Origin of the sequence: Streptomyces sp. NRRL F-5126, from assembly GCF_000721265.1 — a bacterium.
In the GTDB taxonomy this organism is placed as follows: domain Bacteria; phylum Actinomycetota; class Actinomycetes; order Streptomycetales; family Streptomycetaceae; genus Streptomyces.
Map to the genome: position 1 here is coordinate 213516 of NZ_JOFZ01000005.1, position 25728 is coordinate 239243.

At 70.6% G+C, this 25728-nt stretch carries 15 protein-coding genes; 13 read left to right on the forward strand and 2 right to left on the reverse strand.

Features of this window, described 5'->3' with window-relative positions; all coding sequences use genetic code 11:
* The first annotated feature begins 49 nt into the window (after nt 1-49).
* The 5 genes from IH48_RS0112170 to IH48_RS0112190 all read left to right on the forward strand — a co-directional run bounded on the left by IH48_RS0112170 (nt 50) and on the right by IH48_RS0112190 (nt 12122).
* The gene (locus tag IH48_RS0112170; RefSeq protein WP_234434219.1) at nt 50-2695 is read left to right on the forward strand and encodes a GmrSD restriction endonuclease domain-containing protein; all 2646 of its coding nucleotides are present in this window, start codon (nt 50-52) and stop codon (nt 2693-2695) included.
* 142 nt (nt 2696-2837) lie between these two features.
* Nucleotides 2838-3338, forward strand: a complete 501-nt coding sequence (locus tag IH48_RS0112175) for a DUF4365 domain-containing protein (protein ID WP_030902873.1) — start codon at nt 2838-2840, stop codon at nt 3336-3338.
* Entirely contained in the window at nt 3335-4516 is a 1182-nt protein-coding gene (locus IH48_RS0112180; protein WP_030902875.1) for a hypothetical protein, read from the forward strand. The genes IH48_RS0112175 and IH48_RS0112180 overlap by 4 nt, the downstream gene beginning before the upstream one ends.
* A 116-nt stretch (nt 4517-4632) precedes the next feature.
* On the forward strand, nt 4633-7869 hold the full coding sequence (gene drmD, locus IH48_RS0112185) for a DISARM system SNF2-like helicase DrmD (protein WP_078849656.1): 3237 nt from the start codon (nt 4633-4635) through the stop codon (nt 7867-7869).
* Nucleotides 7866-12122, forward strand: coding sequence for an Eco57I restriction-modification methylase domain-containing protein (locus IH48_RS0112190; protein WP_030902878.1), 4257 nt, complete (start codon nt 7866-7868; stop codon nt 12120-12122). The genes drmD and IH48_RS0112190 overlap by 4 nt, the downstream gene beginning before the upstream one ends.
* A gap of 408 nt (nt 12123-12530) precedes the next feature.
* Here the strand turns inward: IH48_RS0112190 and IH48_RS0112205 are convergent, their stop codons facing one another.
* Nucleotides 12531-12758 carry a hypothetical protein gene (locus IH48_RS0112205; RefSeq protein WP_030902882.1) on the reverse strand — a complete coding sequence of 76 codons (228 nt, stop codon included), beginning with the start codon at nt 12756-12758 and terminating at the stop codon, nt 12531-12533.
* A gap of 116 nt (nt 12759-12874) precedes the next feature.
* On the opposite strand from IH48_RS0112205, the gene IH48_RS33185 reads away from it, so the two are divergent.
* The 8 genes from IH48_RS33185 to IH48_RS0112245 all read left to right on the forward strand — a co-directional run bounded on the left by IH48_RS33185 (nt 12875) and on the right by IH48_RS0112245 (nt 24765).
* A complete protein-coding gene (locus tag IH48_RS33185) occupies nt 12875-13702 on the forward strand; it encodes a helix-turn-helix domain-containing protein (RefSeq protein ID WP_078849657.1) in 828 nt (275 codons plus the stop codon).
* Complete coding sequence (locus IH48_RS0112215; RefSeq protein ID WP_030902885.1) at nt 13699-13902, forward strand: DUF397 domain-containing protein; 204 nt, start codon at nt 13699-13701, stop codon at nt 13900-13902. The genes IH48_RS33185 and IH48_RS0112215 overlap by 4 nt, the downstream gene beginning before the upstream one ends.
* A gap of 253 nt (nt 13903-14155) precedes the next feature.
* A complete protein-coding gene (locus tag IH48_RS0112220; RefSeq protein WP_037841728.1) occupies nt 14156-15076 on the forward strand; it encodes a hypothetical protein in 921 nt (306 codons plus the stop codon).
* Between the two features lie 123 nt (nt 15077-15199).
* Entirely contained in the window at nt 15200-17431 is a 2232-nt protein-coding gene (locus IH48_RS0112225; protein WP_051839618.1) for a hypothetical protein, read from the forward strand.
* Nucleotides 17432-17550: 119 nt separating this feature from the next.
* A complete protein-coding gene (gene drmA / locus IH48_RS0112230; RefSeq protein ID WP_030902892.1) occupies nt 17551-21429 on the forward strand; it encodes a DISARM system helicase DrmA in 3879 nt (1292 codons plus the stop codon).
* Nucleotides 21426-23336 (forward strand): DUF1998 domain-containing protein, encoded by a 1911-nt coding sequence (gene drmB, locus IH48_RS0112235; RefSeq protein ID WP_030902895.1) that lies wholly within the window; start codon nt 21426-21428, stop codon nt 23334-23336. The genes drmA and drmB overlap by 4 nt, the downstream gene beginning before the upstream one ends.
* A complete protein-coding gene (gene drmC, locus IH48_RS0112240; RefSeq protein WP_030902897.1) occupies nt 23333-24094 on the forward strand; it encodes a DISARM system phospholipase D-like protein DrmC in 762 nt (253 codons plus the stop codon). Before drmB ends, drmC begins: the two co-directional genes overlap by 4 nt.
* 449 nt (nt 24095-24543) lie before the next feature.
* Nucleotides 24544-24765 (forward strand): hypothetical protein, encoded by a 222-nt coding sequence (locus tag IH48_RS0112245; protein ID WP_030902899.1) that lies wholly within the window; start codon nt 24544-24546, stop codon nt 24763-24765.
* Nucleotides 24766-24787: 22 nt separating this feature from the next.
* Here the strand turns inward: IH48_RS0112245 and IH48_RS0112250 are convergent, their stop codons facing one another.
* Nucleotides 24788-25648, reverse strand: coding sequence for a helix-turn-helix transcriptional regulator (locus tag IH48_RS0112250; RefSeq protein ID WP_030902901.1), 861 nt, complete (start codon nt 25646-25648; stop codon nt 24788-24790).
* Nucleotides 25649-25728: the final 80 nt, after the last annotated feature.

Sequence of the window (25728 nt, forward strand, 5' to 3'; positions counted from 1 at the left end):
TGCCCCCGGCCGGTACGAGTGTCGACGTTCCGGTTGATCACCGTACGGTATGGGCGACAATGACGGATCGGTGCCGACGGTCTGGGAGGGGACGGGCGTGCACGCTCAGGAGACCACGTTCAGCAAACTGGTTCAGGGGGAGCAGCAGTTCCAGGTTCCGCTCTACCAGCGCACCTACAGCTGGCAGCTGGACGAGCTGCGTCAACTGTGGGACGACGTAGAGGAGCTGGTGGACGAGCGGCAGGAGGGGCGTTCCCACAGCGGCCACTTCCTCGGCTCCGTCGTGCTCGCCCCGGAGCGCGTCGCCGCCGGCGGCCTGCGGCGTTGGCTCGTGGTCGACGGCCAGCAGCGCATGACCACGCTGATGCTGGCGTTCACTGCCCTTCGGGATCACCACCGGGGCGCGGGCCGGGCGAAGAAGGCCGCCCGCATCAATGACCTGCTGCTGGTCAACGCCTTCCAGGACGGGAACGACGGCTATCGGCTGTTGCCGACGCAGGCGGACCGCGAGGCGTACATCGCCTGCGTCGACAGTCTTCCGAAGGCCGGTGGTGCCGGGAACGTCGGCGCCGCGTACCGTTTTTTCGTCGCCGTCCTGGCCGAAGGGGCGGCAAGCGGCGGGGACTCGTGGGTGGACGCGGTCGAGTCGGTGCTCGGTGAGAGCCTCTCGATCGTGGCGATCACCGCGGCCGAGGGCGACAACGTCTACCGCATCTTCGAATCGATCAACAACACCGGAGTCGGCCTCAGCCAGAGCGACCTGCTGCGCAACTACCTGTTCATGTGCCTGCCCACCAGGGGCGAGGACGTGTATCGCAAGCGCTGGCTGCCCATGCAGGAACTCCTGGGGCCCGCCAATCTGGAGCTCCTGGTCTGGCTCGACCTCGTCGTCGGTGGCAACAGCCGTGCCCGGCAGAGCGAGATCTACCGGGACCAGAAGAGACGTCTGGAGCGACTCGGCGCCGACGAGGAGGCGTTGGAGGCGGAGATCGCCCGGTTCTCCCTGCGCGCGGGCCGCCTCATGCGGATCCTGGAGCCGGAGCGGGAGAGCGATCCGCGGCTGAGGGCGGTGCTGGAACGGCTCGCCCGCTGGGGAGGGCAGACGCACTACCCGCTGGCCCTGCACCTGCTCGACCTGGTGGACGAGGGAGCCGTCTCCGCCGGCGAGGCGGCCGAGGCTCTTGTGTGCGCCGAGAGCTACATGGTCCGGCGCCTGTTCGCGGGGCTGTCCACGATGGGCAGCAACCGGGTGTTCATGGAGCTTCCCAAGGAGCTGGACAAGGGCGGAGCACCGGCCGACGCGGTACGCCGGTTCCTCTCGCGCAACCGGACGGGCGCGCGGGTGTGGCCCGCGGACGACACGGTCCGCGAGGCCATCCGTACGCGCCCCTTCTACAAGACGGGACGCAGCAACCAGCGCCTCCAGATCCTGCGGCGGCTGGAGGAGAGTTACGAGTCGAGCGAGCCCGTCGACTACGGCAAGGCGAAGCTCACCGTCGAGCACGTGCTGCCGCAACGTCCGGCGCAGCAGTGGTTCGACCTGCTCGCGGAGGAGGCCGGCGACGGCGAGAGCCCGGAGGAGATCCATGCCGCGATGGTGCACACGCTCGGCAACCTCACTCTTTCCGGCGACAACACCCGGCTGTCCAACCATCCGTTCCGCCGCAAGCAGGAGCTGCTCGACACCAGCGCTCTGCGCATGAACCAGCGGATCGCCGCGCAGGAACGCTGGGGCAGGGCGGAGATCGCCGCCAGGGCGGAGGAACTGGCCGATCGGGCCGTGCGGCTGTGGCCTGGGCCGCTGGACACGGCCGAGCACGCCGACGACGAGTGGAAGGGCTGGCGAGAGTTGCGGGAGGCGCTGCTCGCCATGCCCGCCGGTACGTGGACGTCGTACGGTGACCTCGCGGCCCTGATCGGCACCAGCGCTGTCGCTGTGGGCAGCCATGTCGCCTCCGCGAAAGGCCTGCGCGGCGCTTACCGCGTGCTGACGGCGGACGGCCGTATCGCCGCGGGCTTCCGGTGGACGGACGACACCCATTCCGGCGACCCCAGGGCCGTCCTGGAAGCCGAGGGCGTCACCTTCGACGAGAACAGCCGGGCCCGGAAGTCGCACCGGCTGACCACCAATGATCTCGCGGTGCTGGTGGGCAGGGAGACCGCCGAAGAGTTCCTGCCGGAGCCCGTGCCAAGCGCCGCCGACGAGACCGGAGCGGGTGCCGCCACCCGTTTCGAGACCTTGCTGCGTGACAATCAGGCCCCCGACGTCGTGGAAGGCGTCCTGTCCTCCCTGCGGTTCTGGGAGGAACTGGGCGGTCACCTCATGTACGGCAGGGCACAGGAGACCAGTTGCTTCCCCACGGTGGAAGCGGGCGGTCCGCACGTTCGGCGTCCGCTGTGGCCTGTCGGCATCTACCCCGTGTCAGGCACGGTCGAAGTGGTCTTCCAGCACCTCAAGCGGCGGCCGCCGTTCGACGACGAGCCGATGCGGCGGGCTCTGATGGAGCGGTTCAACGCCGTCGACGGAATCGACCTGGCCGAAGCCAAGTTGGATCTGCGTCCTTCCTTCCCGCTTGAGGTGTTCGCCGGCCACAGCGAGGAGATCAGGACCGTGCTTGAGTGGTTCGTCACCGAGGCCGCTCTGGCGGAAGCTCGCCGTCCCCTTGAGGACGAAGGGGCGCAGTCCGTGTTCTGAGGCGCTGCCGTCCCGGTGACTCCGGATGGCCGGATCATGGCTTACCCCAAGATCACCACTCGGCTAGTCTGCCCAAGGCAGTGATCGGTGTCACTCCGGGCTTGTGCGCGTGGTGGTGGCCGCGACAGGAGCACGGGGGCGCATGGAACTCAACAACCATCAGGGCTGGTACGGCGAGACCTTCGTGGCTGCCATCGCCGCCGCTGCCGGGTTCCAGGTGGCTGTGCCGTATCCGGACATCGGCAAGGACCTCATCCTGGGGCGGGATCACGAGGTGCCGGAGCTGGACGTCCAGATCGCGCTCCAGGTGAAGACGCGCAGGGTGGGGGAGTTCGATCGCACCGGCTCCGGGTTCAGGATCACGCTGTCCATCGAGCAGTTCAGGCGCCTGTGCGGTCGCAGGCAGGTGCCCTGCTTCCTGGTGCTGGTCGTGGTTCCCCCGACCCCCGCCGCGTATATCGAGGTCCTGGAGAGGGAACTGGTTCTCCGGCACTCCGCGTACTGGGTCTCGCTCGCGGAAAGGCCCTTACCGAGCCAGCAGGGGCAGAAGAGCGTGACGGTCACGGTGCCGCGTGACAACCTTCTCACTGTCGACGTTCTGCGGGGATTCTTCGACCGGGCCTGCGAGGAGGTGCCGGTATGAGCGCCGTCGGCGTACCCGAGCACGAGCTGGCGGCGCTCAGGCCCGGCGACGTGGCGCGCTACCTGCACGGCCGCGGCTGGCGGGAGAGCGGCCGGGTCCGCTACAGCCACCGATGGGAGCGGGAGTGGGGCGGGCAGCGGCGGCGCGTTCTCCTGCCGATGGATCCAGGCCTCGCCGACTACACGGACCGGATGGCCGACCTGCTCGATGGGCTCGCCGCTGCCGAAGGACGGACGCCGGCGGCGGTCCACCAGGACCTGATCCGGACCGGATTCGACGTGCAGTACATCAGGATGTTCCCGCGCACGCCCTCCGGCACCATCCCGGTCCGTGCCGGCGTGCTGGCGGCCATGGGCGCGCAGGACCTGCTGATGGCCGCGGCCTGCTCCGCGGTCAGCGGGGAGCCCCGTCTCGTACAGCCCCGCCGCAAGCCGGAACGCGCGAGGCAGATCGTGGACAGCGCGCGGTTCGGCCCGAGCACTCCGGGAAGCTACATCCTCAATCTGCAGCTGCCTCTGCCCGACGCGGAATCGCCGCAGGGGCACCTCTTCGACGAGGACCCGGCATGGCGGCTGGATCCGGAACCGCTCGCCCGCACAGTGACCCGCCGCATGCACGCCGCGGTGGCGGCCACCCTGACGGCGGCCGAGCACACCGCGGGTACCGACGACGTCTCGCCCTTCGCGGCGGGCGCGGAGCAGGGCGTGTCCGCGGATCTGTGCGAAGCGCTCGCCGCCATCGGCGGGAACGACGGACGCGGCTCCGGGCCGTCGCACGGCTTCGCCCTCAGCTTCGTCTGGTCGCCCAGGTGGCCCGCGCCCGCGGTGGCCCCACCCGCGGCCTTCTCCCCCCGCCTGGTCGGGGTGGTGCGGGAGGCCGCCCAGGACCTGCGGCGCCAGGAGCCCGAGCTGGCCGTCACCATCGTGGGACGCACGACCAAACTCAAGCGCGCCGGTGACTTCGGGCCGGGTGAGGTCACGATCGAGGCCCGGCTGCTGAAGGAGAACGGTGACCTGAGCGGCCAGGAGCGACAGATCCACCTCCGCCTGCGTCAGGAGGACTACGACCGGGCCACGGACGCCCACCGCGAGCGCCTGGACCTGAAGATCAGCGGGGACCTCGCACGCAGGGGCACGTACCTGGAGCTGACGAACGTCACCGCCTTCGACGTACTGTGACGGTCCGGCCGCGGCGGGTGTTCCGGTGGGCGCTCGCGCGGTCCGCGCCGCGTGCTTGAATTGCTCTGTTTGACGTGCATCGCCCTGGTGGGGCGGTATGGAGGGGCGGGTATCCGATGACGACGCCGACCACCGACCTGGCCGGAGTGGCGCAGCGGGCGGTCCGCCGCCGCGCCGGCGCGCAGGACCACACGGGCCTGCCCGAGATCAGCGATCTCGTCGAGGTGCGCGGGCAGCGCTGGGTCGTGGCGGACATCGACCACGGAAACGCCTCCCCGGCCGTCAGCGCCGCCGGCACCCTCGTCACGCTCAACAGCGTCGAGGACGGCCGCTACAACGACACACTCTCGGTCATCTGGGAGATCGAGCCGGGCCGCCGCAGGCTCCCGGCGGGCTCGCTGCCGGAGGTGGCGGCGGACCGCTTCGACCCCCCGGAGCGCCTGGCCGCCTTCCTCGACGCCGTCCGCTGGTCCGCGGTGACCTCCGCCGACGCGCGGACCTTGCAGGCGCCCTTCCGTTCCGGTGTCGCCGTCGAGCCGTACCAGCTGGAACCGGTCTCCCGGGCGGTGGCCGCGCCCCGCGTGAACCTGCTCCTCGCCGACGACGTCGGACTCGGCAAGACCGTCGAGGCGGGCCTGGTCGCCCTGGAGCTGATCCTCCGCAATCGCGCCCACAAGATCATGGTCGTCTGTCCGGCCGGTCTCACCGTGAAGTGGCGCGACGAGATGGCGGAGAAGTTCGGGCTCGACTTCACCATCGTCGACTCGGCATGCGCGGCCGAGGTCCGCCGCACGCACGGCAGCGCCGCCAACCCCTTCAACATCCACCCGCGGTGCATCGTCTCCCTGCCGTGGCTGCGCGGCGCCAAGGCCCAGCGTCTGCTCGCCGAGGTACTGCCCGCCCAGGACGCCGAGGCCGTGATCCCGGGCAAGCGCGCCTTCGACCTGCTCATCCTCGACGAGGCCCACCATGTGGCGCCCTCCGCGCCGAAGCAGCTCTACCCCGTCGACTCCCAGCAGACCAAGCTGATCCGCCGGCTCGCCCCGCACTTCGAGCACCGGCTCTTCCTGTCGGCCACCCCGCACAACGGCTACCAGCAGTCCTACACGGCCCTGTTGGAGATCGTCGACAACCAGCGCTTCGCGCGCGGTGTCGACCCGGACCCGAAGGCCGTCGAGGACACCGTCGTCCGCCGCCTCAAGTCCGACATCCGCGACCCGGTCACCGGCGAGCGGCGCTTCCTGGAGCGCAGGACACAGGCCCTTCCCGTGGAGTACACGCGGGACGAGCGGCGCATCCACGCCCTGCTGAAGGAGTACGCCCAGCTGCGCAGGGCCAAACTCGGTACCCGCTTCAAGGGCGGCCGCAAGGCGGCCGACCTGGTCACCCTGCTCCTGAAGAAGCGCCTGTTCTCCTCGCCCGACGCCTTCGCCCGCACCATCGAGGTCTACCTCGAGACCCTGCGGACGAAGAAGCAGCAGGCGGCCGAGGACGTCGAGGCCTGGCAGGAGACCTTCTTCGACGACTACGCGGACTACGACGACGAGCCGCTCGCCGAGGCGGAGGACGACGCCATCGCCCGCGCCACCACCCTCCAGCCCGGCACCGACGGAGACGAGTCCGCCCTGCTTGAGCAGATGCGCGACTGGGCACGGCGCCACCAGGCACAGGCCGACTCGAAGGCCCGCGAACTCATCACCTACCTCAAGGCCAACTGCATCCCCGACGGCAGCCATTGGCAGCACGAACGTGTGGTGGTCTTCACCGAGTACCGCGACACCCAGGTGTGGCTGCAGAACCTGCTGCGCGACCACGGCCTCGGCGGCGACCGCGTCGCCCTCCTGCACGGCGGCCTGAACACCGCGGAGCGGGAGGAACTGCGCCTCGCCTTCCAGGCCGAGCCCGCCGAGAACCCGGTGCGCATCCTGCTGGCGACCGACGCCGCGAGCGAGGGCATCGACCTCCAGCGCCACTGCCACCGCCTGGTCAACTACGACATCCCCTTCAACCCCAACAAGCTGGAACAGCGCATCGGCCGCATCGACCGCTACGGCCAGCGCAAGACCCCGGAAGTCGTGCACTTCGTCGGCAGCAACTACGAGGAGAGCGGCGACACCTACGAGGCCGACCTCGAGTTCCTCGCCCGCGTCGCCGTGAAGGTCGCCCGTATGGAGGAGGACCTCGGCAAGGTCAACGCCGTGCTGGCCGACGCCGTGCAGCGGCGCATGACCGGCGACCTCGGCACCGACTTCGACGTCGACCGCGCGGAGCTCTACGCCGGCAGGCAGGCCAGGCGTGGCGGGAACGTTCCCTCGGAACGCGAGGCCCAGGCCCAGGCCCAGCGCCTGAGCGAGCAGGTCGCGGCCACGGTGAGCACACTCGGCATCACCCCGGACCGGATCGCCCGCGTCGTCTCCACGGCACTGCCGCTCGCGCGCCAGCAGGACATCCACCCCGTGCTCGACGACAGGGAGGCGGCCGAGGGCTTCTACGAGGTCCCCACCCTCACCGGCTCCTGGGAGCGGGCCGGCCACGGCCTCGCCGACAAGCTGCGCCCCGAGATCCGGCGGCCCGTCACCTTCGACCCCGCCGGCGTCCGGGATCGCGACGACGTCGTCCTCGCCCACCTGGGGCATCCCCTTGTCGCCATGTCCACGCGCCTGCTGCGCGCGGCCGTGTGGAACAAGGACCAGGCCGGTCTCGCCCGGGTCAGCGCCGTCGTCAGCGACCATCCCGAGCTGGAGACGACCCTCGTCGGCGCGTTCGCCCGCTTCGTCCTCGTCGGCGCCGACGGGGTACGGCTCCACGAGGAGGTCCTCCAGGCGGGCGGCTGGCTCCGCGATGCCGACACGGGAGGGCAGTCCCGCTTCAGCCGCCTGGAGAAGGTGACCACGGTCCGCAACATCCTCGACGACGCGTTCGCCGACCATGCCACCCCGGCCGCCCCGCTTCTGCGCGGCAGGCTCGCCGAGTCCTGGCCGCATGTCGGTGAGGGCCTGGTCTCCGCCCTCGAATGGCGGGCCCGCAACCGCCAGACCGCGCTGGAGGGCCGGCTGGAGACGCGCCGACGCGAGGACGCCGAGCGCATCACCGCCCAGATCGACCGCTTCCGGCAGTCCCTGCGCCGGGCCATCGGCAAGCCGCCCGGCGAGGAGGGCCAGCTGGAACTGGCCTTCGACGAGGCGGAGCAGCAGCGCCGCGACCGGGACAACTGGGAGAAGCGCGCGGACGCCCTGGAGAGCGAGAAGGAGCGCGAACTCGCCGCCATCGCCGCCCGCTACGCCCGGCCCAAGGCCCTGCTCTTCCCCGTCGCCGTCGTCTTCGTCGTTCCCCGCAGAGAGGCCGTGAAGTGAGCACGAACCAGCGCAAGAACACGGGCCGCGCGGGTGCATCCGGCGGCTCGGGGCGCCCGCGCGGTGGCGCCCCGGCACCCGACGGCCGGCAGCAGCACATCGACTGGCTCGGCCTGGTCGACGTGTCAGGCCCCTTCCTCACGCTGCCCGTCCTGCTCAAGACCTGGCCGCAGCTCGACTCGATCGACAAGCCGCTGCGTACCCGGCTGCGCTACGAGCACGGGGTGTGGCTGTCGGACACGGCCGCCGGGCAGCGGGCGTGGACGCAGTTCGTCCTGCACGAGCTGCTGGGCTGGGGCGACGCGCTGTGCGAGGGCGCGGAGCTAGCCGAGGCCCTCGCCGTCGACGTCCCGGAGCACGGGGAGCGGATCGTCCCGGACTTCGCCCTCCTCGAACCGGGCAGCGAGGCCGGCGACACGGCGGGGCTGGTCGCCGACTGCGCCATCCTCGGCATGACCGTTGCCGCGGGCGTGCACCCCGCCCAGCGCGTGCCGGGCTCCGCCTGGTCCGCGACGCCCGTCGACCGGATGGCCCACCTGTGCCGCCATCACGGCGTCGAGCTGGGCCTGGTGACGGACGGCCGCTGGTGGGCGCTGGTCTGGGCGCCGCGCGGCGGGGTCACGACGTCGGCGCTGTTCGACACGGTCGCGTGGACGGAGCCGGTCGAGCGGGTCGTCGTACGGGCCTTCATGTCGCTGCTCGGCAGGCGCCGCTTCTTCGCCGTCGCGGACGACGAGACGCTGCTGCCGCTGCTCAAGGAGTCACTGGACAGCCAGGAAGACGTCACGGACGCCCTGGGCGTCCAGGTCAGGCGAGCCGTCGAACTGCTGGTGGAGGCCATCGGACGCGCCGACGTGAGCGAACGCGCACGCGGCCGCAAGGGCCTTGCCGACGTACCGGCGCGTGACGTGTACCGGGGCGCGGTCGCCATCATGATGCGCGTGGTCTTCCTCCTCTTCGCCGAGGAGCGCGGCCTGCTGCCGAGCGACAACGAGCTGTACACGCAGGCGTATTCGGCCGGCCGTCTGTGCCAGGAGCTGGAGGACCTGGCCCGCGAGACCACCGAGGACGACCTGGAGCAGACGGGGGTGGGCTGGCACCGCCTCATCGCCCTCTTCAACGCCGTGTACGGGGGAGTGGAGCACCCGGCGCTGCGCATGCACGCGTACGACGGCTCGATCTTCGACCCGGACGCGTTCCCGTGGCTGGAGGGCCGGGGAACGGCGGAGGGCGACCCCGCGGACCCGCTGCCCATCGACGACCGGACCGTCCTGCACATGCTCCAGTCCGTGCAGCACGTCTGGATCGGCACGGGCAGGAAGCGGGAGCGCCGCCGCCTGACCTTCCGCACGCTGGACGTCGAGCAGATCGGCTACGTGTACGAGGGCCTGCTCTCGTACCAGGGCCGCCGGGCCGAGGACACGGTGGTGGGCCTCGTCGGAAAGCCGGGCCTTGAGGCGGAGGTGCTGCTGACCCGGCTGGAGTCCCTGGCCCGTACGCACGGCGACGGTGACGGCGACGACGGCCTGGCGGCCGTGCTGGCTGAGGAGTACAACAAGGCGACCGGTCTGGGCAGCGCGGGCAAGGTCGCGAAGCTGCTGGCGCCGCTGGGGGACACGGAGCGGGCCGAGGCCCGGGGCAAGCTGCTGGCCGCGACGGCCAACGACCCGGCGCTCGCGGACCGCCTCCTGCCGTTCTACCGCCTCATCCGCCCGGACCTGCGCGGACTGCCGGTGGTCATCGCGGCGGGCGGCCTGTACGTGACGGAGTCCTCGCTGCGGAAGAACACGGGCACGCACTACACACCGAAGTCCCTGGCCCAGCAGGTCGCGGACGGCGCGCTTGAGCCGCTGGTGTACGAGTACGGCCCGCTCCAGACGGCGGACCGCGGCCAGTGGCGACCCAAGTCGTCGGGCGACATCCTGAAGTTGAAGGTCGCGGACATCGCGATGGGCTCGGCGGCGTTCCTGGTGGCGTCCTGCCGCTACCTGGCGGGCGCGCTGGTGGAGGCGTGGAGCAGGGAGGGCGACGAGCGGGCCGTGGCCTACCTGGCGGGCGTGGAATCGCTGTCCACGTCGGCGGTGGAGGCCGAGGACGAGCCGGTGATGGTGGAGGCGCGGCGGCAGATCATCGAGCACTGCCTGTACGGCGTGGACATCAATCCGATGGCCGTGGAGATGGCGAAGCTGTCGCTGTGGCTGGTCTCCATGGACCGCGACCGCCCGTTCACGTTCCTGGACGACCGCCTGGTGGCGGGCGACTCGCTGCTGGGCATCACGTCGGTCGAGCAACTGGAGTCCATGCACCTGGACCCGGTACGGGGCCGCCGCATCCATGAGAACAGCATCGACTTCACGGGTGGCGTGGGGCGGCTGGTCTCGGAGGTCGCCGAGGAGCGCCGGAAGCTGGCGGGCATTCCGGACACGGGGCTGGAGGCGCTGGACGAGAAGCGCGCCATGCTGGCGTCGGTCCGCGAGAAGACCCGCCGGGCGAGCGTCTTCGCGGACCTGGTGGTGGGCGCTGCGCTGGCCGGCGCGGGACGGGGGGAGAAGGAACAGGACCGCTTGTCGTTCGCGGCGGTCACGGCGGCGCACGCGGTGGCGGACGCGGGGGACGACGGGGAGCTGGCGGCTGCGGAGCTGGAGCGCGCGGGGGAGTTGGCGCGGGGGTGGCTCGCCACCGGGAAGCCGGAGGGGGCGTTCGAGCGGGAGCCTGTGCATCTGCCGCTGGTCTTTCCGGAGGTGTGGGACGAGCGGGGCGGGTTCGATGCGGTGGTGGGGAACCCGCCGTTTTTGGGCGGGAAGAAGTTGACGGGTTCGTTGGGGGTCGCTTATCGGGAGCAGTTGGTCGAGTGGTTGGGTCGAGGGGCTCGGGGTAATGCTGACCTGGTTGCGTATTTCCTTTTGCGTGCACATGAATTGTTGTGTGAAATTGGGCAAACTGGTCTCATTGCCACCAATACTTTGGCGCAGGGAGACACGCGGGAAGTCGGCCTTGATCAACTGATTTCCGCTGGCGTGACGGTCAGGCAGTCGGTGAAGAGTGAGCCGTGGCCGTCGAAGAGTGTCGTACTGGAATACTGTGCAGCGTGGACGAGTAGGGCGCCAGTCGCGAAGAGTGTGCCACGTTACGCTGATGAAATTCTAGTTCGTGGAATCAATTCGTCGTTGGATCCCGTTTCCCGGGTTTCTGGGCCTGCCGAAAGGTTGGTGGAGAATAAAGGCGTGGCCTTCATTGGGTCGTACATTTTGGGCCTCGGGTTTACGATGGGACCGGATTATGCGCGGGCGCTTATGGAGAAGAACGAGCGATACGGAGAAGTGCTATTTCCGTACCTCAACGGCCAAGATCTGAACTCTCGCCCCGACGCTTCGGCGAGTCGCTGGGTCATTGATTTTCACGATTGGCCAGAAGAGCGAGCTAGGACGTACGAGGATGTTTTTCGGATCGTCGAGAATGAGGTCAAGCCAGAGCGTAGAAGGAGAGATGTCAGCGGGGCTTACGTGCTTCGCCATCCACTTCCGGAGCGCTATTGGCAATACGCCGACAAGCGTCCAGCGCTGCAATCTTCGATTATCGCGCTGAGTCGGGTGATTGTTCTAGCCCAGGTGAGTAAAACGCTTATTCCGCTCATGCTGCCCACGGGTCAGGTTTACTCGCACAAGGTCGTAGTCTTCCCGTCGGAAGACTACGGGCAGATGGCACTTTTGAGTAGCGCAGTTCATTACTGGTGGAGCATCATGCGTAGCGCTACTATGAAAGGCGATCTGAGTTACTCGCCATCTGATGTTACAAGCACCTTTCCGCGTCCAAAGATCTCTACGATGCTGCAAGCTACAGGAGTTCGGCTCGATACTCGTCGCAGAGAAATCATGCTGGTGCGTGGCGGCCTCACTGCGACATACAACCTCGTCCATGATGAGAGCTGTACGGACGCTGACATCGCCGAACTCCGCGAAATCCACCGCGCCATCGACGAAGAGGTCGCCCACGCCTACGGCTGGGATGACCTCCTGGCCCAGCCCGGCGGCCTCGATCACGGGTTCCACCCCACCCGGCAAGGCCCCCGTTACACCGTGGGGCCCGCTGTTCGACAGGAGATCCTCGACCGGCTCCTCGAAGAGAACCAGCGGCGCTACGCCGCCGAAGTCGCTGCCGGGCTGCACGACAAGAAGGGCGCCAAGAAGAAGGCGGCGGCGCCTGCTCGTCGGAAGCCGAAGCCTCCGGCGGAGGAACCGCCGAGCCTCTTCTGAGCGTAGGGACGGGCAGTGCGTGCGGGTCGGTCAACGTCAACGATGTACCGGCCCGCCGGCGGCCGTCCGTTCCCGCCTCACCCTGATCGTCACCCACGGCCCCAACACGAAGACGTTGCCGTCCTCGAACTCCAGCCGCCTCCGGCGGCCCCGCAGTTCCCGCACGTCCCTGACTCGGTGCGGGACGCCGCCCACGGCGATCACGTCCCCTCGCCGTACCCTGGCGGGCAAGACTTCAACACTCCGCATGTCTGCTTCCTTCGTCCGTCTACCGCCACGGCGCGCGGCTCCACCAGTTGGCCTCTCGGACCTTGGCCATCAGGTCTTCGTGGCGTGTCACTCTGCCCGTGTCGTCTGCGTCCTCGCCCGGTTCTGCCGCTTCCTCGGCGTCACAGTCCGACTCCTCCGTCACGGCGTGGACTTCCTCAGGACCGATGCCAACTGTCGTGCCACGTCGGTCCGGCAGCGTCCGAGTTCCACCAGTGGCGGCAGGCAGTCACTTGTCACGGACGGCAGGTCGATGCCGAGCGACGGCAACACCACGCCGACTCCGGCCAGCGCCGTCCGCAACTCGTCCCGTGCCGCCCCCGCTTCTCGGATCTTCCTGTCCGAGCCCCTGCGCCTGTCCGCTTCCATGCCCACACCTCTCCTCGTGGATCACTGCCTTCGAGCAATGAGCATGAGGCTGTAGCGGTACGCTCACCAGGGGTAACGGTTTTCGGAGCATCGGAACGAAAACGGAGAGTCCGCCAGTGCCCGCACCGAAGGAACTTGATCCGAGCGCTTCTCTTGCCGCGCTCTACGGAACGAAGTTACGCAAGCTCCGCGTCCGCGCGGGCCTGACTCAGCGGCAGCTCGGGGACAAGGTCCCCATCGCGCACAGCCGGATCGCGCAGTTCGAGCTGGGCAACGAGACGCCACCGGAGGACGTCAACGGCAAGCTGGACGTCCTGCTGGACGCGGACGGCGACCTGGTCGACCTGTGGGGTCACACCAAGCGGACTCCGTACCCAGACTGGGCGCGAAAGTTCATGGCCTACGAAGCACGGGCGTGCGCCATGCACAAGTACATGGCGCACAGCGTGCCCGGGCTCCTGCAAACCGAGTCGTACGCCCGTGAACTGCTGAGACTTGGCCTCCCGTGGTGCATGAGTGAAGAGATCGATGAGGCGGTAGCCGCGCGCATGGAGCGGCAAGCACTCCTCCAGAGCGAGCGCCCACCGTTGCTCTGGGTTGTGCTCGACGAGGCGGTGATCCGCAGGCCCGTAGGCGGGAACGTTGTCATGAGGGATCAGTTGACGCGGCTCATGAAGGCGGCGATGACTCCCCGCGTCGAGGTTCAGATCCTGCCCTTCGCCGCTGGTGCACACTCCGCTATGGGAGGGTCCCTGACCGTGCTCTCGTTCGAGAGTGGGCCTGATGTGGCCTATCTGGAAGCTGATCATTCCGGTGAACTGGTCGAGGATCGGGCCATGGTGGCGAAGCACTCGTATCGTTACGATCTTGTGCATGCCCAAGGCCTGTCGCCCGAGGCGTCAACAGCCTTGATCCAGAAGGCGATGAAGGAGTTCGGAACATGAGTGCCGTACGGATAGACGCAGCGAACGTTTCATGGCGGAAGAGCACGTACAGCAACGGCGCCGGTGGCGACTGTGTGGAGGTCGCCGCGCATGTCGCGGACCGCGTCCCGGTCCGCGACAGCAAGAACCCCGCCGGCCCGGCCCTCCTCATCCCCAACGCGGCATGGAGCGCCTTCGTCCGGCACGTCGGCCAGGCGTAGCGTCGCCCGCGACCGGGGCGCGGATTTACGCGCCCCGGTGCGGCGCGCCGCTCTTTCAAGGAACGGGTGAGAACCCACCCAACCAAACCCGTGGTTGCCCCAACTTCACCCGTCACACGATCGGGTGACGACGGTGCAGGGACGCGGACCGGTGGGGTACGGTCGGCCGCGACCACCCAGAAACCAAGTCGGCCCCCGACAGGACTGCAATCCCGGCGGGAGCCTGACCGATCAGGAAGCAGAGACCTTCCCGATGGCTGATCCGCAGTCTAACGCGGCCGCGCCCCCGCGCCCGGCCTACAGCATCCCGCAGGACGCCCCCACCGCCGGGGTGATCCACGTACGTCACCGCCACACCGACCGGTTCACGGTCGTCGGCAACCACCTCGCCCAGCATCGCGGGCTCTCCGCCGCCGCGATCGGCATCGCCGTCTACATCCAGTCCCTCCCTGACGGCGTCAGCGTCACCGCCAAGGCCCTCACCCTCCGCTTCCGGGAAGGCGAGACCACCATCCGACGTGCGCTCAACGAGCTGGAAGCAGCCGGGTACCTGGAGCGCCGACGGGTCCCGCTCGGCGGCGGCCGGTTCGCGACCCGCACCCTCGCCTACGACAAGCCCAGCTGTGTGCCGGGACCCGTACCGACGCCCGCACCGACACCGGCACCCGCACGTGGCCTCGCACCAACGCCCGGCCCCGCAAGCGGACCACCGTCCCCGCCTGAGCCTCAACCGGCCACGGTGAAACCCGGACCGCCGCGCTCGACCTGGACCAGTCGGCCCGCTGCCCCGCTCCCCACGGGCCCGGCAGCGGACCTCCTGGCCGGTCTGCGCGGCATCGATCCGCGCCTGATCCTCTCGGTGCGAGACGTGCACCGGCTGATGCCCGCCGTCGAGGAGTGGCTGGCGCGCCAGGCCACACCCGCCCAGATCGTCCGCACCCTCACGGCCAACCTGCCGCCCGCGCCAGTGCCCATCCACCACCCGCCGCGTTTCCTGGAACACCGGCTCTCCGTCCTCCTCCCGCCGCCGCTTCCCGTCGCACCGTCAGAAACCGCCCACACGCGACCCGCGCCCCTGATCACCTGCGACGGCTGCGAGCGGGCGTTTCGAAGCCACGTACCGGACGCCAGGTGCGCGGAGTGCGGCCCGGTGCCGTACCGGTCCGCCGCGTGACGGCGAGGCACGTTCCCGCACCGACGCCGCCGACGGAGGCCGACTGTCAGTGGGCGCCGATAGCGTGGACGTGTCAGTTGCCAACCATGGCCGTCTGCCCTGTTCTTGGAGTGCCGCCCGCCCATGAGACCCTCTGCGCCGTACGCGTCCACCTCGCTCGCCGACCTCCTGCCCGCCGTGCGGTACGCCGACCCGAGGCTGGTCGCCGACCGGCTCGACGATGCCCGGCTGCCGCTGACCTGGTGGCACGCCACGCCGCTGATGGAGGTCGAGCGGATCGTCGGGGCCGAGGCGCTCGGCCATCACGTCGCGCGGACGATCCGAGCTCTCTGGCCGCACGCGGAGCTCGGAGACGTACTGCCTGTACTGCGGATGCTGGACGAGCCGGGCGCCGAGCCCAGGCAGACGGTCGCGGAGGTCGCACGCGAGGCGGGTCCCATGATCGAGGACGGCGACCGGGTGCTGGCGGCCGTGTTCGGCGCGGTCCTCGACCGGTTGCACGGGCGCGGGGCGCCCCGGACGCCGGCCGGGGACGACGCGGACGTGCGCGAAGCGGTATCGGTGATCGCCCGGTGGCTCCCGGCCGACGCCCCCGCCGAGGTGCGGGCCGCACTCGCCGTGCTGCTGGGGCAGGGAGACAGCGCCGGGGACACGTCGGCGCCCGCCCCCGCAGCCGCCACTGCCGCCTCCGTGAGCGACGCAGACTCTGCTGGCGTCCAGACCGACCCCCGGGCCCGCCTCGACGCCGACAGCGACCCCCGTGCCCACACCGACACCGACACCGACACCGAGACGGTGCCCGAGGCCCCCGCCCCCGCGCCCTCGCCCGAGCTGATGGCCGAGCCGCTCGCCGCGTTCGGACGGTTCGTCAGCGAGTGGGACGACCGTGCCGTGGCGATCGCCGGGCGGCGGATGTTCGCCGACGAGCCCGAGAGGCTCAACGACTTGGGAGAACGGTTCTCCGTCAGCCGGGAGCGGATCCGGCAGTTGGAGCGTGCCGTCACGGTTTCCGTCGAACGGTGGCTCGCGTCGACCGTCGATGGCCAGGCCTTCGCCGGGCATCTGGCCGCCGTCGCCGAGCGGCTCGGCGCGGTCTGCCGCACGGTCGACGTGCGCGCGCTGCACCCGGACCACGCGCGCACGGTGGACGCCCTCGGAGTGCCGCTCGGTGACGTCATAGCGCGGTTGCTGCCAGGACGGACCCCCGAAGGAGCCTGGTTCGTCGAGGGCGACCCCGACTCACTGAAGGCGGCGATGCGGGAGGAACTGCTCGCCGCGTGCGGGGACGCCCCGCTGACGTGGGACGAGGCGGTGGCCCTCGGAGGACGTCACGGCGTCCGCGCCGAGGTCCTCGGCGACTGGGCCGCCGAGCTCGGCCGCTTCCGGGTGAGGGACGGAAAGCTGCTGCACTGGGGACGCTCCGTCGGCGACCGGGCCGCCGCCGTGCTCGCGCTGCACGGAGAGCCGCTGTCCACGGAGGGCATTCACGACCGGCTCGCCGACGGCACGGCTATCAGCAGCATGCGCAACCAGATCTGGGCCGACGAGCGCTTCATCCGGCTCGACCGGAATGTGTACGGCCTGCGCTCCTGGGGCGGCGAGGAGTACCTCGGCATCCGGGAGATGATCGCCCGCGAGATCGAAAAGGCGGGCGGTGAAGCCGAGGCCAGCGCGATCGCGGAGGCTCTCAGCGCACGCTTCGACGTCTCGGCGTCGTCCGTCCGCACCAACTTGGGCGGGCCCGGATTCGCCCGCACCAGGCGCGGCTGGGTCAGGGTCGCCGACCTGGACGCGGAGCAGGACACGCCGTACGTGCCGCGCAACGACGTCTCCGGCACCCGGCGGTGCTTCGTCGGGACGGACGGACGCTGGTGGTACCGGGTCGAAGTCACCGCCGAGCACCTACGCGGCTCCGGTGGCCCGGTGCCGGCGGGCTGGGCCGCCCACATAGGCGCCGCCCCCTCCTGCGAACCGGTCCGTCTGCGGCACGAAGCCGGAGAGACCTCACTCGCCTGGCACGCCCAGCCGCAGCTCGGCTCGGTGAAGCCGCTGTTCGAGCACATCGGGGCCTGCGCGGGCGACCAGGTGTTCCTCAACGTGACCGACAGCCGCCTGAGTGCGCTGCGGCTGCCCGCACCGTCGGCCGGACTCGCCGCCGAGGCGGGCGCGGCGCGGCTCACCGGATGGACGGCCCCGGTGACCCCGGCGGAGGCGGTCGCCGTGATCGCGCGCCGCATCGGCATGGCGGACGGCCAGGACGGCGCTGCCCTGCTGGAGCGGCTGGCCGAGCGCGGGGACAAGGACATCAGCGAACTGCTGGAACAGGCACTCGCCGGGGTGCTGCCGGCCTTCTGATGTCAGTGCCGCTCGTTAACATCGGTTTCATGGCGGGCCGTAGCAGGTCCGCGCGGCCTCGGCCGTGGGGTGGGGAGGGGCCCGCGAGGGCGCCGCGCGAAGGACGAGAGGATGCGCTGATGGCATCGGGCAAGACCGCCGACGGGCCGGGCAGGACGGGCAGCGCCGCGTTGGAGGAGGACATCCTCCAACGGGTCCGGGAGGTGAAGCAGGCCTTCGAGCCCGCCACGTCGTACGAGGTCAGGGACGCCCTGGGCGACCTCATCAGCCGGGATCTGCTCGGCCCGTGGGGCGGGCCCGACGAGGAGTTCGACCACCGGGCCGCCGGCCCCAGCGACCGCTACCTGGTCGGCAGGCTCGGCCCGAAGCGGGCGCTGACCACCTCGCTCGCGGCAGCCGCCGAGCAACTGCTCGACGACTCGGACGGGGAGGGAGACGTCACCGACCGGGAACTCCGGGAGCGGCTCACCGTGCAGAACGCCGGTCGCATGTGGGCCTCCTCGATGGGCCTGATGTTCGCCGTGCCGGCGAGCGACGACATGCGGACGGTCGCCGTCCGGGTCCGTTGGGGCCAGTACCACCGTGTACAGGTGCTGAACGACGAGGGAGCCGCGCGTTCCACCTGGAAGCGCGAGCAGGTCGAGAAGGACGTCACCCTTCCGCTCGACGCCGGACCGCGTCAGACGCTGCCGCTCACCGCCGACGACCCGGAGGCCGCGGGCGTGCGGCTGGCAGCGGAAGTGCGCATCCGTACGGGAGCCGCGGGCTCCCGCCGCGTCATCGAGTTGTCGCTCGTCAACGCGCAGGACGAACCCGCGCGGGCCAAGGACACCGCCTGGCTGTTCCAGGCCGAGCTGCACATCACGGCGGCGGACGGCACCACCCCCGTCTTCCTGCCGATCGCCGACCCTCTGGACGAGGCGGCCCAGGCCGGCCAGGACGCCTTCGGCGCGGCAGATCCGGAGGAACAGCACCTCACACTGCTCTACCGCGACCAGCTCAAGCACGCGGCGGGCCGCAACGTGGCCGTCTCGGTCGCTCTCGGCGAGGGCGAGCGCAAGGCACACGCCCTGACGACCACCTGGCTGCCGGTTCACGACGTCCCGGCCACCATCGCCCCCTCGGGAGAGCGCGCCCACCACCTCGACGGCCTGGAACTCTCCATGGACGAGCTGGCCGTGCTTCCTCCCTCCGCCCTCTGCGAGGCCCTCGCCCCACTCGCCGACGGCTACAGCGCCTGGCTCGACGAAAAGGAAACCCAGGCGGAGCAGTTGGAGGGCGCCCTGAGGCAACGCGGTCTCGACGCGGTGCAGGACGCGCGGAGCGTCGCCGTACGGATCGCCCTGGGTGTGGACCTCCTCGCGAACCCGCAGCATCCCGAGGTGCTGGAGGCGTTCCGCTTCGCGAACCGGGCGATGGCCCTGCAGCGGCGGCACACCGCCATCGCGGCGCTCCGGGAGCGCGAGGACCTCGCATTCCCGGAGGCCAGGAGACGCATCGAGGCACAGGGCCATGCCGCCGCCTCCTGGCGCCCGTTCCAGCTGGCGTTCGTCCTGCTCAACCTCAGGGCGCTGGCCGACCCGACGCTGAAGGAACGGGAATCGGGCCCGGACGCCGTGGTCGACCTGCTGTTCTTCCCGACCGGCGGCGGGAAGACCGAGGCGTACCTCGGCCTGGCGGCCTTCACCTTCGCCATCCGGCGGCTCCAGGGAGTCATCGGCACCGGCGACGCAGCCCGCAGCGGCGAGGCGGGGGCGGCCGTACTGATGCGCTACACCTTGCGGTTGCTGACGGCCCAGCAGTTCCAGCGAGCCGCGGCGCTGGTGTGCGCAGCCGAGGTGCTGCGCCGCGAGGCGTACGACGGCGGCGATCTGCGCTGGGGGAGCACGCCGTTCCGGATCGGCCTGTGGGTCGGCGGCGCGGTCTCCCCGAACCGCTACGAGGAGGCGGCACGGCAGGTCGCCGAGGCGAAGGACGCCGGGGACGGCAAGGCCGCGAAGGTCCTGCAGACGCTCGTCTGCCCCTGGTGCGGGACGGCGCTGAGCGCCCAGCGCGACCTCCACCCCGACGACGACCTCCGCCGTGTCCTGCTGTACTGCGCCAACGGCGAGGGGAAGCAGGCATGCCCCTTCTCGCAGCGCCGCTCGCCGGGCGAGGGACTGCCCATCCTGACGGTGGACGAGGAGATCTACCGGCTGGCTCCCAGCCTGCTCATCGCCACGGTCGACAAGCTGGCCCAACTGCCCTGGCGGGGCGAGGCGGGCATGCTCTTCGGCCGGGTCGACACCTACTGCCCGCGGCACGGCTACCGGCACGCCGACCTCGACGCCAGGACCAAGTGCGGGAACAAGCACCTGGCCAAGGGCAAGTACGAGATGGTCAAGAGCACGCCGGTGACCCGGTTGCGCCCGCCGGACCTGATCATCCAGGACGAACTGCACCTGATCTCCGGTGCATTGGGTACGACAGTCGGGCTTTTCGAGGCAGCCGTCGACGAGTTGTGCGGCTGGTCGGCACAGAGCCCCGACGGGGCGACCGTCAGGGTCGGTCCGAAGATCGTCGCCTCCACGGCCACCACCAAGCGGGCCGCAGAACAGATCAGGGGCGTCTTCGCACGCGACGCCGCGATCTTCCCGCCGCAGGTGATCGACGTCGGCGACACGTTCTTCTCCCAGCAGGTCGAGCTGTCGCCCGAGGCGCCGGGACGCCGCTACCTGGGCATCTGCGCGCACGGCGTCCGGATGAAGCAGGCCGAGATCCGCGTGGCCGAGATCCTCCTGCTGGCCGGCCAGACCCTCTTCGACCAGCACGGCGCGCCCGCGGATCCGTACATGACGCTGGTCGGGTACTTCAACGCCACACGCGAACTCGCCGGCATGCGCCGGTTCCTCGACGACGACATCGCCACCCGCGTGCGGATCCACGGCAGCCGCAAGGGCCTGTCGAACCGCCTGGTCCGCCGCACGGAGATGCTCTCCGTCCAGGAGCTGACGTCGCGGATCTCCTCCGGGGACATCACGGAGGTGCTCTCCCGCCTGGAGGTGTCCTTCGACGAGTCGATGGACACCACGGTGCGCAGGCAGGCCGTCCTCGACGAACTCCGCGCCGCGGCCCAGCACAAGCAGCGCGTCGACGTCGCGAAGCTCGGGCTCCGCAACGAAGGCAACGGAGCCGTCGACGCGGTCATCGCGACGTCCATGCTCCAGGTCGGTGTCGACGTCTCCCGCTTCGGCCTCATGCTCGTGGTCGGCCAGCCGAAGAACACGGCTGAGTACATCCAGGCGTCCTCCCGCGTGGGCCGTGACGCCCGGCGCCCGGGACTCGTCGTCACGCTCTACAACTGGACCCGGCCCAGGGACCTCGCGCACTTCGAGGACTTCGGGCACTACCACGCCACCTTCTACCGCCAGGTCGAAGCCCTGTCCGTCACCCCCTTCGCCCGGCGGTCCCTCGACCGCACGACGGCGGCCGCTTGGATCGCCGCCGTACGCAACTCCGCCGCGCCGCACTCCCGTAACCAGGACGCCTACGACGTCGACCTCGATGGTCCGGTCGCGGCGGAGGTCACCGCCCGCTTCCTGGCCCGCGCGGAGACGGTCGGAGGGCCACGCGCCCGCGAGTACCTCAAGGAGCGCATCGACGTCCTGAAAGACGCGTGGGCGCTGAAGAAGGAGGGCAGCGCACGTCTCGGGTACGAGGAAGCCACCTGGCAGGGGCAGCGGCTCCGTGGCCTGCTCGGCCGGGCCACCGGGGCCCTGTGGGACGAACTCACCGTGGCCCGGTCGATGCGCGAGACGGAGAACGAGATCAACCTGCTCGTGCCGGGCAGCGGCCTCTACGACGTCGTCGGCGGAGCGCCCCCGTGGAGCTACACCGCACCTCCCGGCGGCCAGGCGGGCCCCGAGGACGACGACGTGTCCGAGGGCGACGAGACCGGCGCCGTGCTGGACGGCGGCACGGGCAGGACCGGCAGTCACGGGAAGAAGGCGCAGGCATGACCGACACGACCCAGCACCGCCGCAGAGTCGGAGCCGTACGCCCCAGCCACCTGATGTACACGGGCGGCGTCGGCGCGCTCGTCGACCTCCCCAACTTCGCCGTCCTGGTCAGGGGGATCGACGACTGGAACTATGACACGTTCGAGTGGGAGGACCTGAAGGAGCCGAGGCTGCTACGGGCCGTCAACGGCCTGATAGGGGAGCCGTACGGCGCGCAGGTCACCCAGTTGCGCCCGGCGCCCTGGATGGACGGGACGGACAGCGATCCGACCGGGCCCGCGTCGCGCGTGGGCGTGCCGGTCCTGCCCTTCCCGCAGTGGCTGCGCTGCACCGCCTGCAACACACTGGCCGGCCTGGACTCCCAGGTCTTCACGTTCGAGAACGCCAGACCCCGCCGGCCCGACCAGGCCCGGTTCTCACATGGCAACTGCACGGCCAAACGCAAGGGCAAACACCCCCTCGCGGTGGCCGCGCGCTTCGTCCTGGTCTGCCAGGCCGGGCACCTGGACGACTTCCCCTACGCGTCGTTCGTCCACCGCGGCGGCGACTGCGCGAAGGCGACCCACCCGCGGCTGGAAATGCTCGACCACGGCGGCAACCAGGCGGCCAACGTGAAGGTGCGGTGCGTCAGCTGCGGCGACGAACGCAACATCCGGGACGCCATGGGGCAGCGGGGAGAGGCCACGCTGCCGCGCTGCCGCGGGCGTCACCCGCACCTCTCCACCTTCGACCCCGCCGGATGCGATCAGCGGCCCAAGCCCCTCGTCATCGGCGCATCGAACCAGTGGTTCGCCCAGACCCTCAGCGTCCTCGCGGTGCCGCCGACCAGCGGCAGCGCCCTGCGGGGCAAGGTCGAGCAGCTGTGGGAGTACCTGCGCAAGGCCACATCCCCGCAACTCCTCGACATGATCTGGGACTTCCCGCAGTGCAAGCCGCTGCACCAGTGGAGCCAGGCCGAGGTGTTCGACACCATCGAGGCGCACCGGGCCGCCGAGACCGACGCAGCGCCCTCGGAGGCCCCCTCCTACCCGGACCTCCTCACGCCCGAATGGGAGATCTTCACCAGCCCCCAAGCCCCCAAGGCGACCGAGGACTTCGCGCTCAATCCCGTTCCCGTGTCACCGGCGTTCGAAGGCGTCTTCTCCCACGTCCTCCAGGCACAGCGGCTGCGGGAAGTGCGGGCGCTGATCGGCTTCACCCGGCTCGACGCCCCGGACCCCGAAGACCCCACCCTGGTGGCCCGGGCGCCCCTCTCGCGCAGCCGCGTCCCCGCCTGGGTGCCTGCCAGTGAGGTACGCGGCGAGGGCATCTTCCTGCGGCTGTCCGAGGCGCTCGTCGCCGACTGGGAGAAGAGCGTGGCCGACAGCGCCGCCCTCGCAGCCCACCGCGAGGCGTACGTCGAGTTCCGCCGCAACCGCTACTCGGGTCGTGTCCAGGACAACGACGACCCCCTGCGAGGCTGGCCGGGCGCACGCTACATCGCACTGCACACCCTCTCGCACCTGCTCATCAGGGCCATCTCGCTGGAGTGCGGCTATTCCTCGGCGAGTCTCTCCGAACGGATCTACGCGGGAAGCGGCGACAATCGGCGCACCGGCATCCTCATCTACACGGCGGTGCCGGACGCCGAGGGGACCTTGGGCGGGCTGGTGGCGCTGGCCGAACCCGAGAAGCTCGGCAGAGTCGTCCGGCGGGCCTTGCGTGACGCCGAACGCTGCTCGTCCGACCCCCTGTGCGCGGACCGGCTGCCCCGGCCCCCACACGAGGACTTCCTCCACGGAGCCGCCTGCCACGTGTGCCTCTTCGTGTCGGAAACGACCTGCGAGCGAGGCAACCGCTTCCTGGACCGCCGGTTCGTCGTGCCCATCGGCGACCCCGACCTGGCGCTCCTGAACGGCCTCACGTGAAATGGGCGCGGCTGCTGAAGGCGGCCGCTGAGGTCGAGACGGCCGCGGGGACCGCCGCCTTGAGCATGCTGGCCGAAGAGATGTCCGCCGGGCGGTCCCGTGCCGCACTGCTCACCGCCAGGTCGGCGCCCGGTTACGCGGAAGCCGCCGCGGCCGTGCTCGACGCGACGGCTGCGGACGGCCTGTCACGAGAAGCAGCCGCGGCCTGCCTCCATGGGTTCGCCGCGGGCCGCGCCGAGCGCGACGGGGGACTGGAGGTGTCGCTGGTGTGGAGCGGGCCCTCCTCGCACCGCGTGCCAGTGCGGTCCACCGGCCGTGCACTGCTCGGCCTCATCGCCGAAGCAGGCGAAGAGGCCATCCTGATGACCTATTCGGCGCGCCGTTACCCCCCGCTGATCGAGGCCCTGCGCGCCGCCGTCGCGCGGGGCGTCGGCGTGGACATCGTGGTGGAGACGCTGCAAGGAGCCGGCAGTGCCCTCGCAGGAGAGGAACCGGCCGGCGCATTCGCCGATGTGGAGGGGGCGCGCCTGTGGCACTGGCCGCCAGGCAGCAGGGGGGCGCCCGGGGCCAAGACACACGCGAAGTTGGCGGCGGTGGACCGCCGAAGCCTGTTGATCACCAGTGCCAACTTCACGCAAGCGGGAGTGGACCGCAACATCGAGGCGGGGACCCTCGTCAAGGGCGGCACCGCTCCTGCGAGAGCCACGGAACACGTGAGGGAACTCCAGCGCACGGGTGTCTTGCAGCGCCTGTGGTGAGCCGGGCCGACGTCGCGCGGGCGCCCTGACCGCTGCCTGCACGCAACCGGTGCACGGCCACGGGTTGTCCTGGCCAGCGGAGTTGTACGGTTGACAACTTCACCGGCCGTACGCCCGAGACCGCCGAACTGCTGGACACCGTCGGAACGCGCCGCAGGTCGGTGCAGTTGTCGGGGCCGCTCGGCGCCGGCAAGACCGCCCTGGCCGTCCACGCACCGGTTGGCCGCGGACTTCCCGGACGGCTGCCTGCTGATCCGGATGCGCCGCCCCGACGGCACGCCCCGGCCGGTGCCGTGCCTGCTCGCCGAGGTCCGGCGGATCGCCGCGTCCGTACGTCCGCTGCTGCCCGGCGCGGGCGACAGCGCCGCGGTGGTCACCACACGCCGCGGCCTGCCCGGCATCGGCTCGCTCACCGCATCGAACTCGGCCCCTACCCGCTGCGTGACGCGGTGGAGTTCCTCGGCGGCCTGGTCGGCGCGCACCGCGTTCTGGCCGACCGCGCGGCCGCGGAACGCATCGTCGCCGCCGTCGGCCTGCTCCCGCTGACGGTCCGCGTTTACGGCGCGAAACTCGCGGCGCTGCGGCACATGCCGCTGGCCGCGTACGCGTCACGCCTGGAGCACGGTGGCGCGATCTACGCCCGCGAACAGGCGATGTCCGCGCAGGGCTGAGCCTCGCCCGCGTGCACGCGGATCAGCGGGTCGGCGTGCCCGTCACCCCGGTGGAGAATTCCTGGCTGCCGAGTACGCGCAGCAGTTCCAGCCGCTCGCGCGTCTCGGAATCCGCAGGGGTGAGTACCAGCAGTTGTTGGCCCTGGTCAGGCGTGACCAGTGTTTCGCACTCCATCACCATGCGGCCGACCCGCGGGTGCAGCAGGGTCTTGCGGTCGGCGCGGCGGACCGCCACCTCGTGTTCGTCCCAGAGACGGCGGAAGTCGGTGCTCGCGGTCCGCAGCCGGTCGACGAGTCCGGCGACCGTGGGGTCACCTGACCGGCGGCCGACGGCCGCGCGCAGGTCGGCCACGAGGTGGCGCCCGTAACCCTCCCGCTCCTCGGGGGCGACGACCGCGCGGGAAGCGGGGTCGGCGAACCAGCGGTACACGGGGTACCGCAGGTCGCCGGAGAAGCCGCCGCGGTCGCCCGCCAGCAAAGCGGCCGCGCGGTTTTGTGCGAGGACTTCACCCAGGTCCGACAGCACCATCGCCGGGGTGTCGCCGAGCAGGTCGAGCATGCGGATCAGGCCGGCTCGGGCCAGGCGCGCCACCCCGTCGGCGGGCGGTGGGTGGTGGCCGGCGAGGTGGAACAGGTGGTCGCGCTCGTCGTCGGACAGGCGCAGTGCCCGGGCCAGCGAGCCCAGGAGCTGGGTCGAGGGTTGGCTGCTGCGGCCCTGCTCGAGCCGTACGACGTAGTCCACCGACATGCCGGCGAGCATGGCCACCTCTTCCCGACGGAGCCCCGTGGTGCGGCGCCGGGGGCCGTCGGCGAGGCCGACATCGGCCGGGCGGATCGCCTTGCGGCGGCGGCGCAGGAAGTCCGCGAGCTGGTCACGTTCCATGACCCCATGGTCCCTCGCGGCAGGCAGCCGAGCCAGGGACCGGCTCTCCCAGGATGAACGCTCCACTCCCGGGTGCCGCG

Excerpts from the sequence above, each read along its gene's own strand:
- IH48_RS0112215 (WP_030902885.1), top strand. The coding sequence starts at position 13,699 with ATGAGTGCCGTACGGATAGACGCAGCGAACGTTTCATGGCGGAAGAGC.
- drmD (WP_078849656.1), top strand. The coding sequence starts at position 4,633 with ATGACGACGCCGACCACCGACCTGGCCGGAGTGGCGCAGCGGGCGGTC.
- drmA (WP_030902892.1), top strand. The coding sequence starts at position 17,551 with ATGGCATCGGGCAAGACCGCCGACGGGCCGGGCAGGACGGGCAGCGCC.
- IH48_RS0112250 (WP_030902901.1), bottom strand. The coding sequence starts at position 25,648 with ATGGAACGTGACCAGCTCGCGGACTTCCTGCGCCGCCGCCGCAAGGCG.
- IH48_RS0112180 (WP_030902875.1), top strand. The coding sequence starts at position 3,335 with ATGAGCGCCGTCGGCGTACCCGAGCACGAGCTGGCGGCGCTCAGGCCC.
- IH48_RS0112170 (WP_234434219.1), top strand. The coding sequence starts at position 50 with ATGGGCGACAATGACGGATCGGTGCCGACGGTCTGGGAGGGGACGGGC.
- IH48_RS0112205 (WP_030902882.1), bottom strand. The coding sequence starts at position 12,758 with ATGGAAGCGGACAGGCGCAGGGGCTCGGACAGGAAGATCCGAGAAGCG.
- IH48_RS0112175 (WP_030902873.1), top strand. The coding sequence starts at position 2,838 with ATGGAACTCAACAACCATCAGGGCTGGTACGGCGAGACCTTCGTGGCT.
- IH48_RS0112220 (WP_037841728.1), top strand. The coding sequence starts at position 14,156 with ATGGCTGATCCGCAGTCTAACGCGGCCGCGCCCCCGCGCCCGGCCTAC.
- drmB (WP_030902895.1), top strand. The coding sequence starts at position 21,426 with ATGACCGACACGACCCAGCACCGCCGCAGAGTCGGAGCCGTACGCCCC.
- IH48_RS0112225 (WP_051839618.1), top strand. The coding sequence starts at position 15,200 with ATGAGACCCTCTGCGCCGTACGCGTCCACCTCGCTCGCCGACCTCCTG.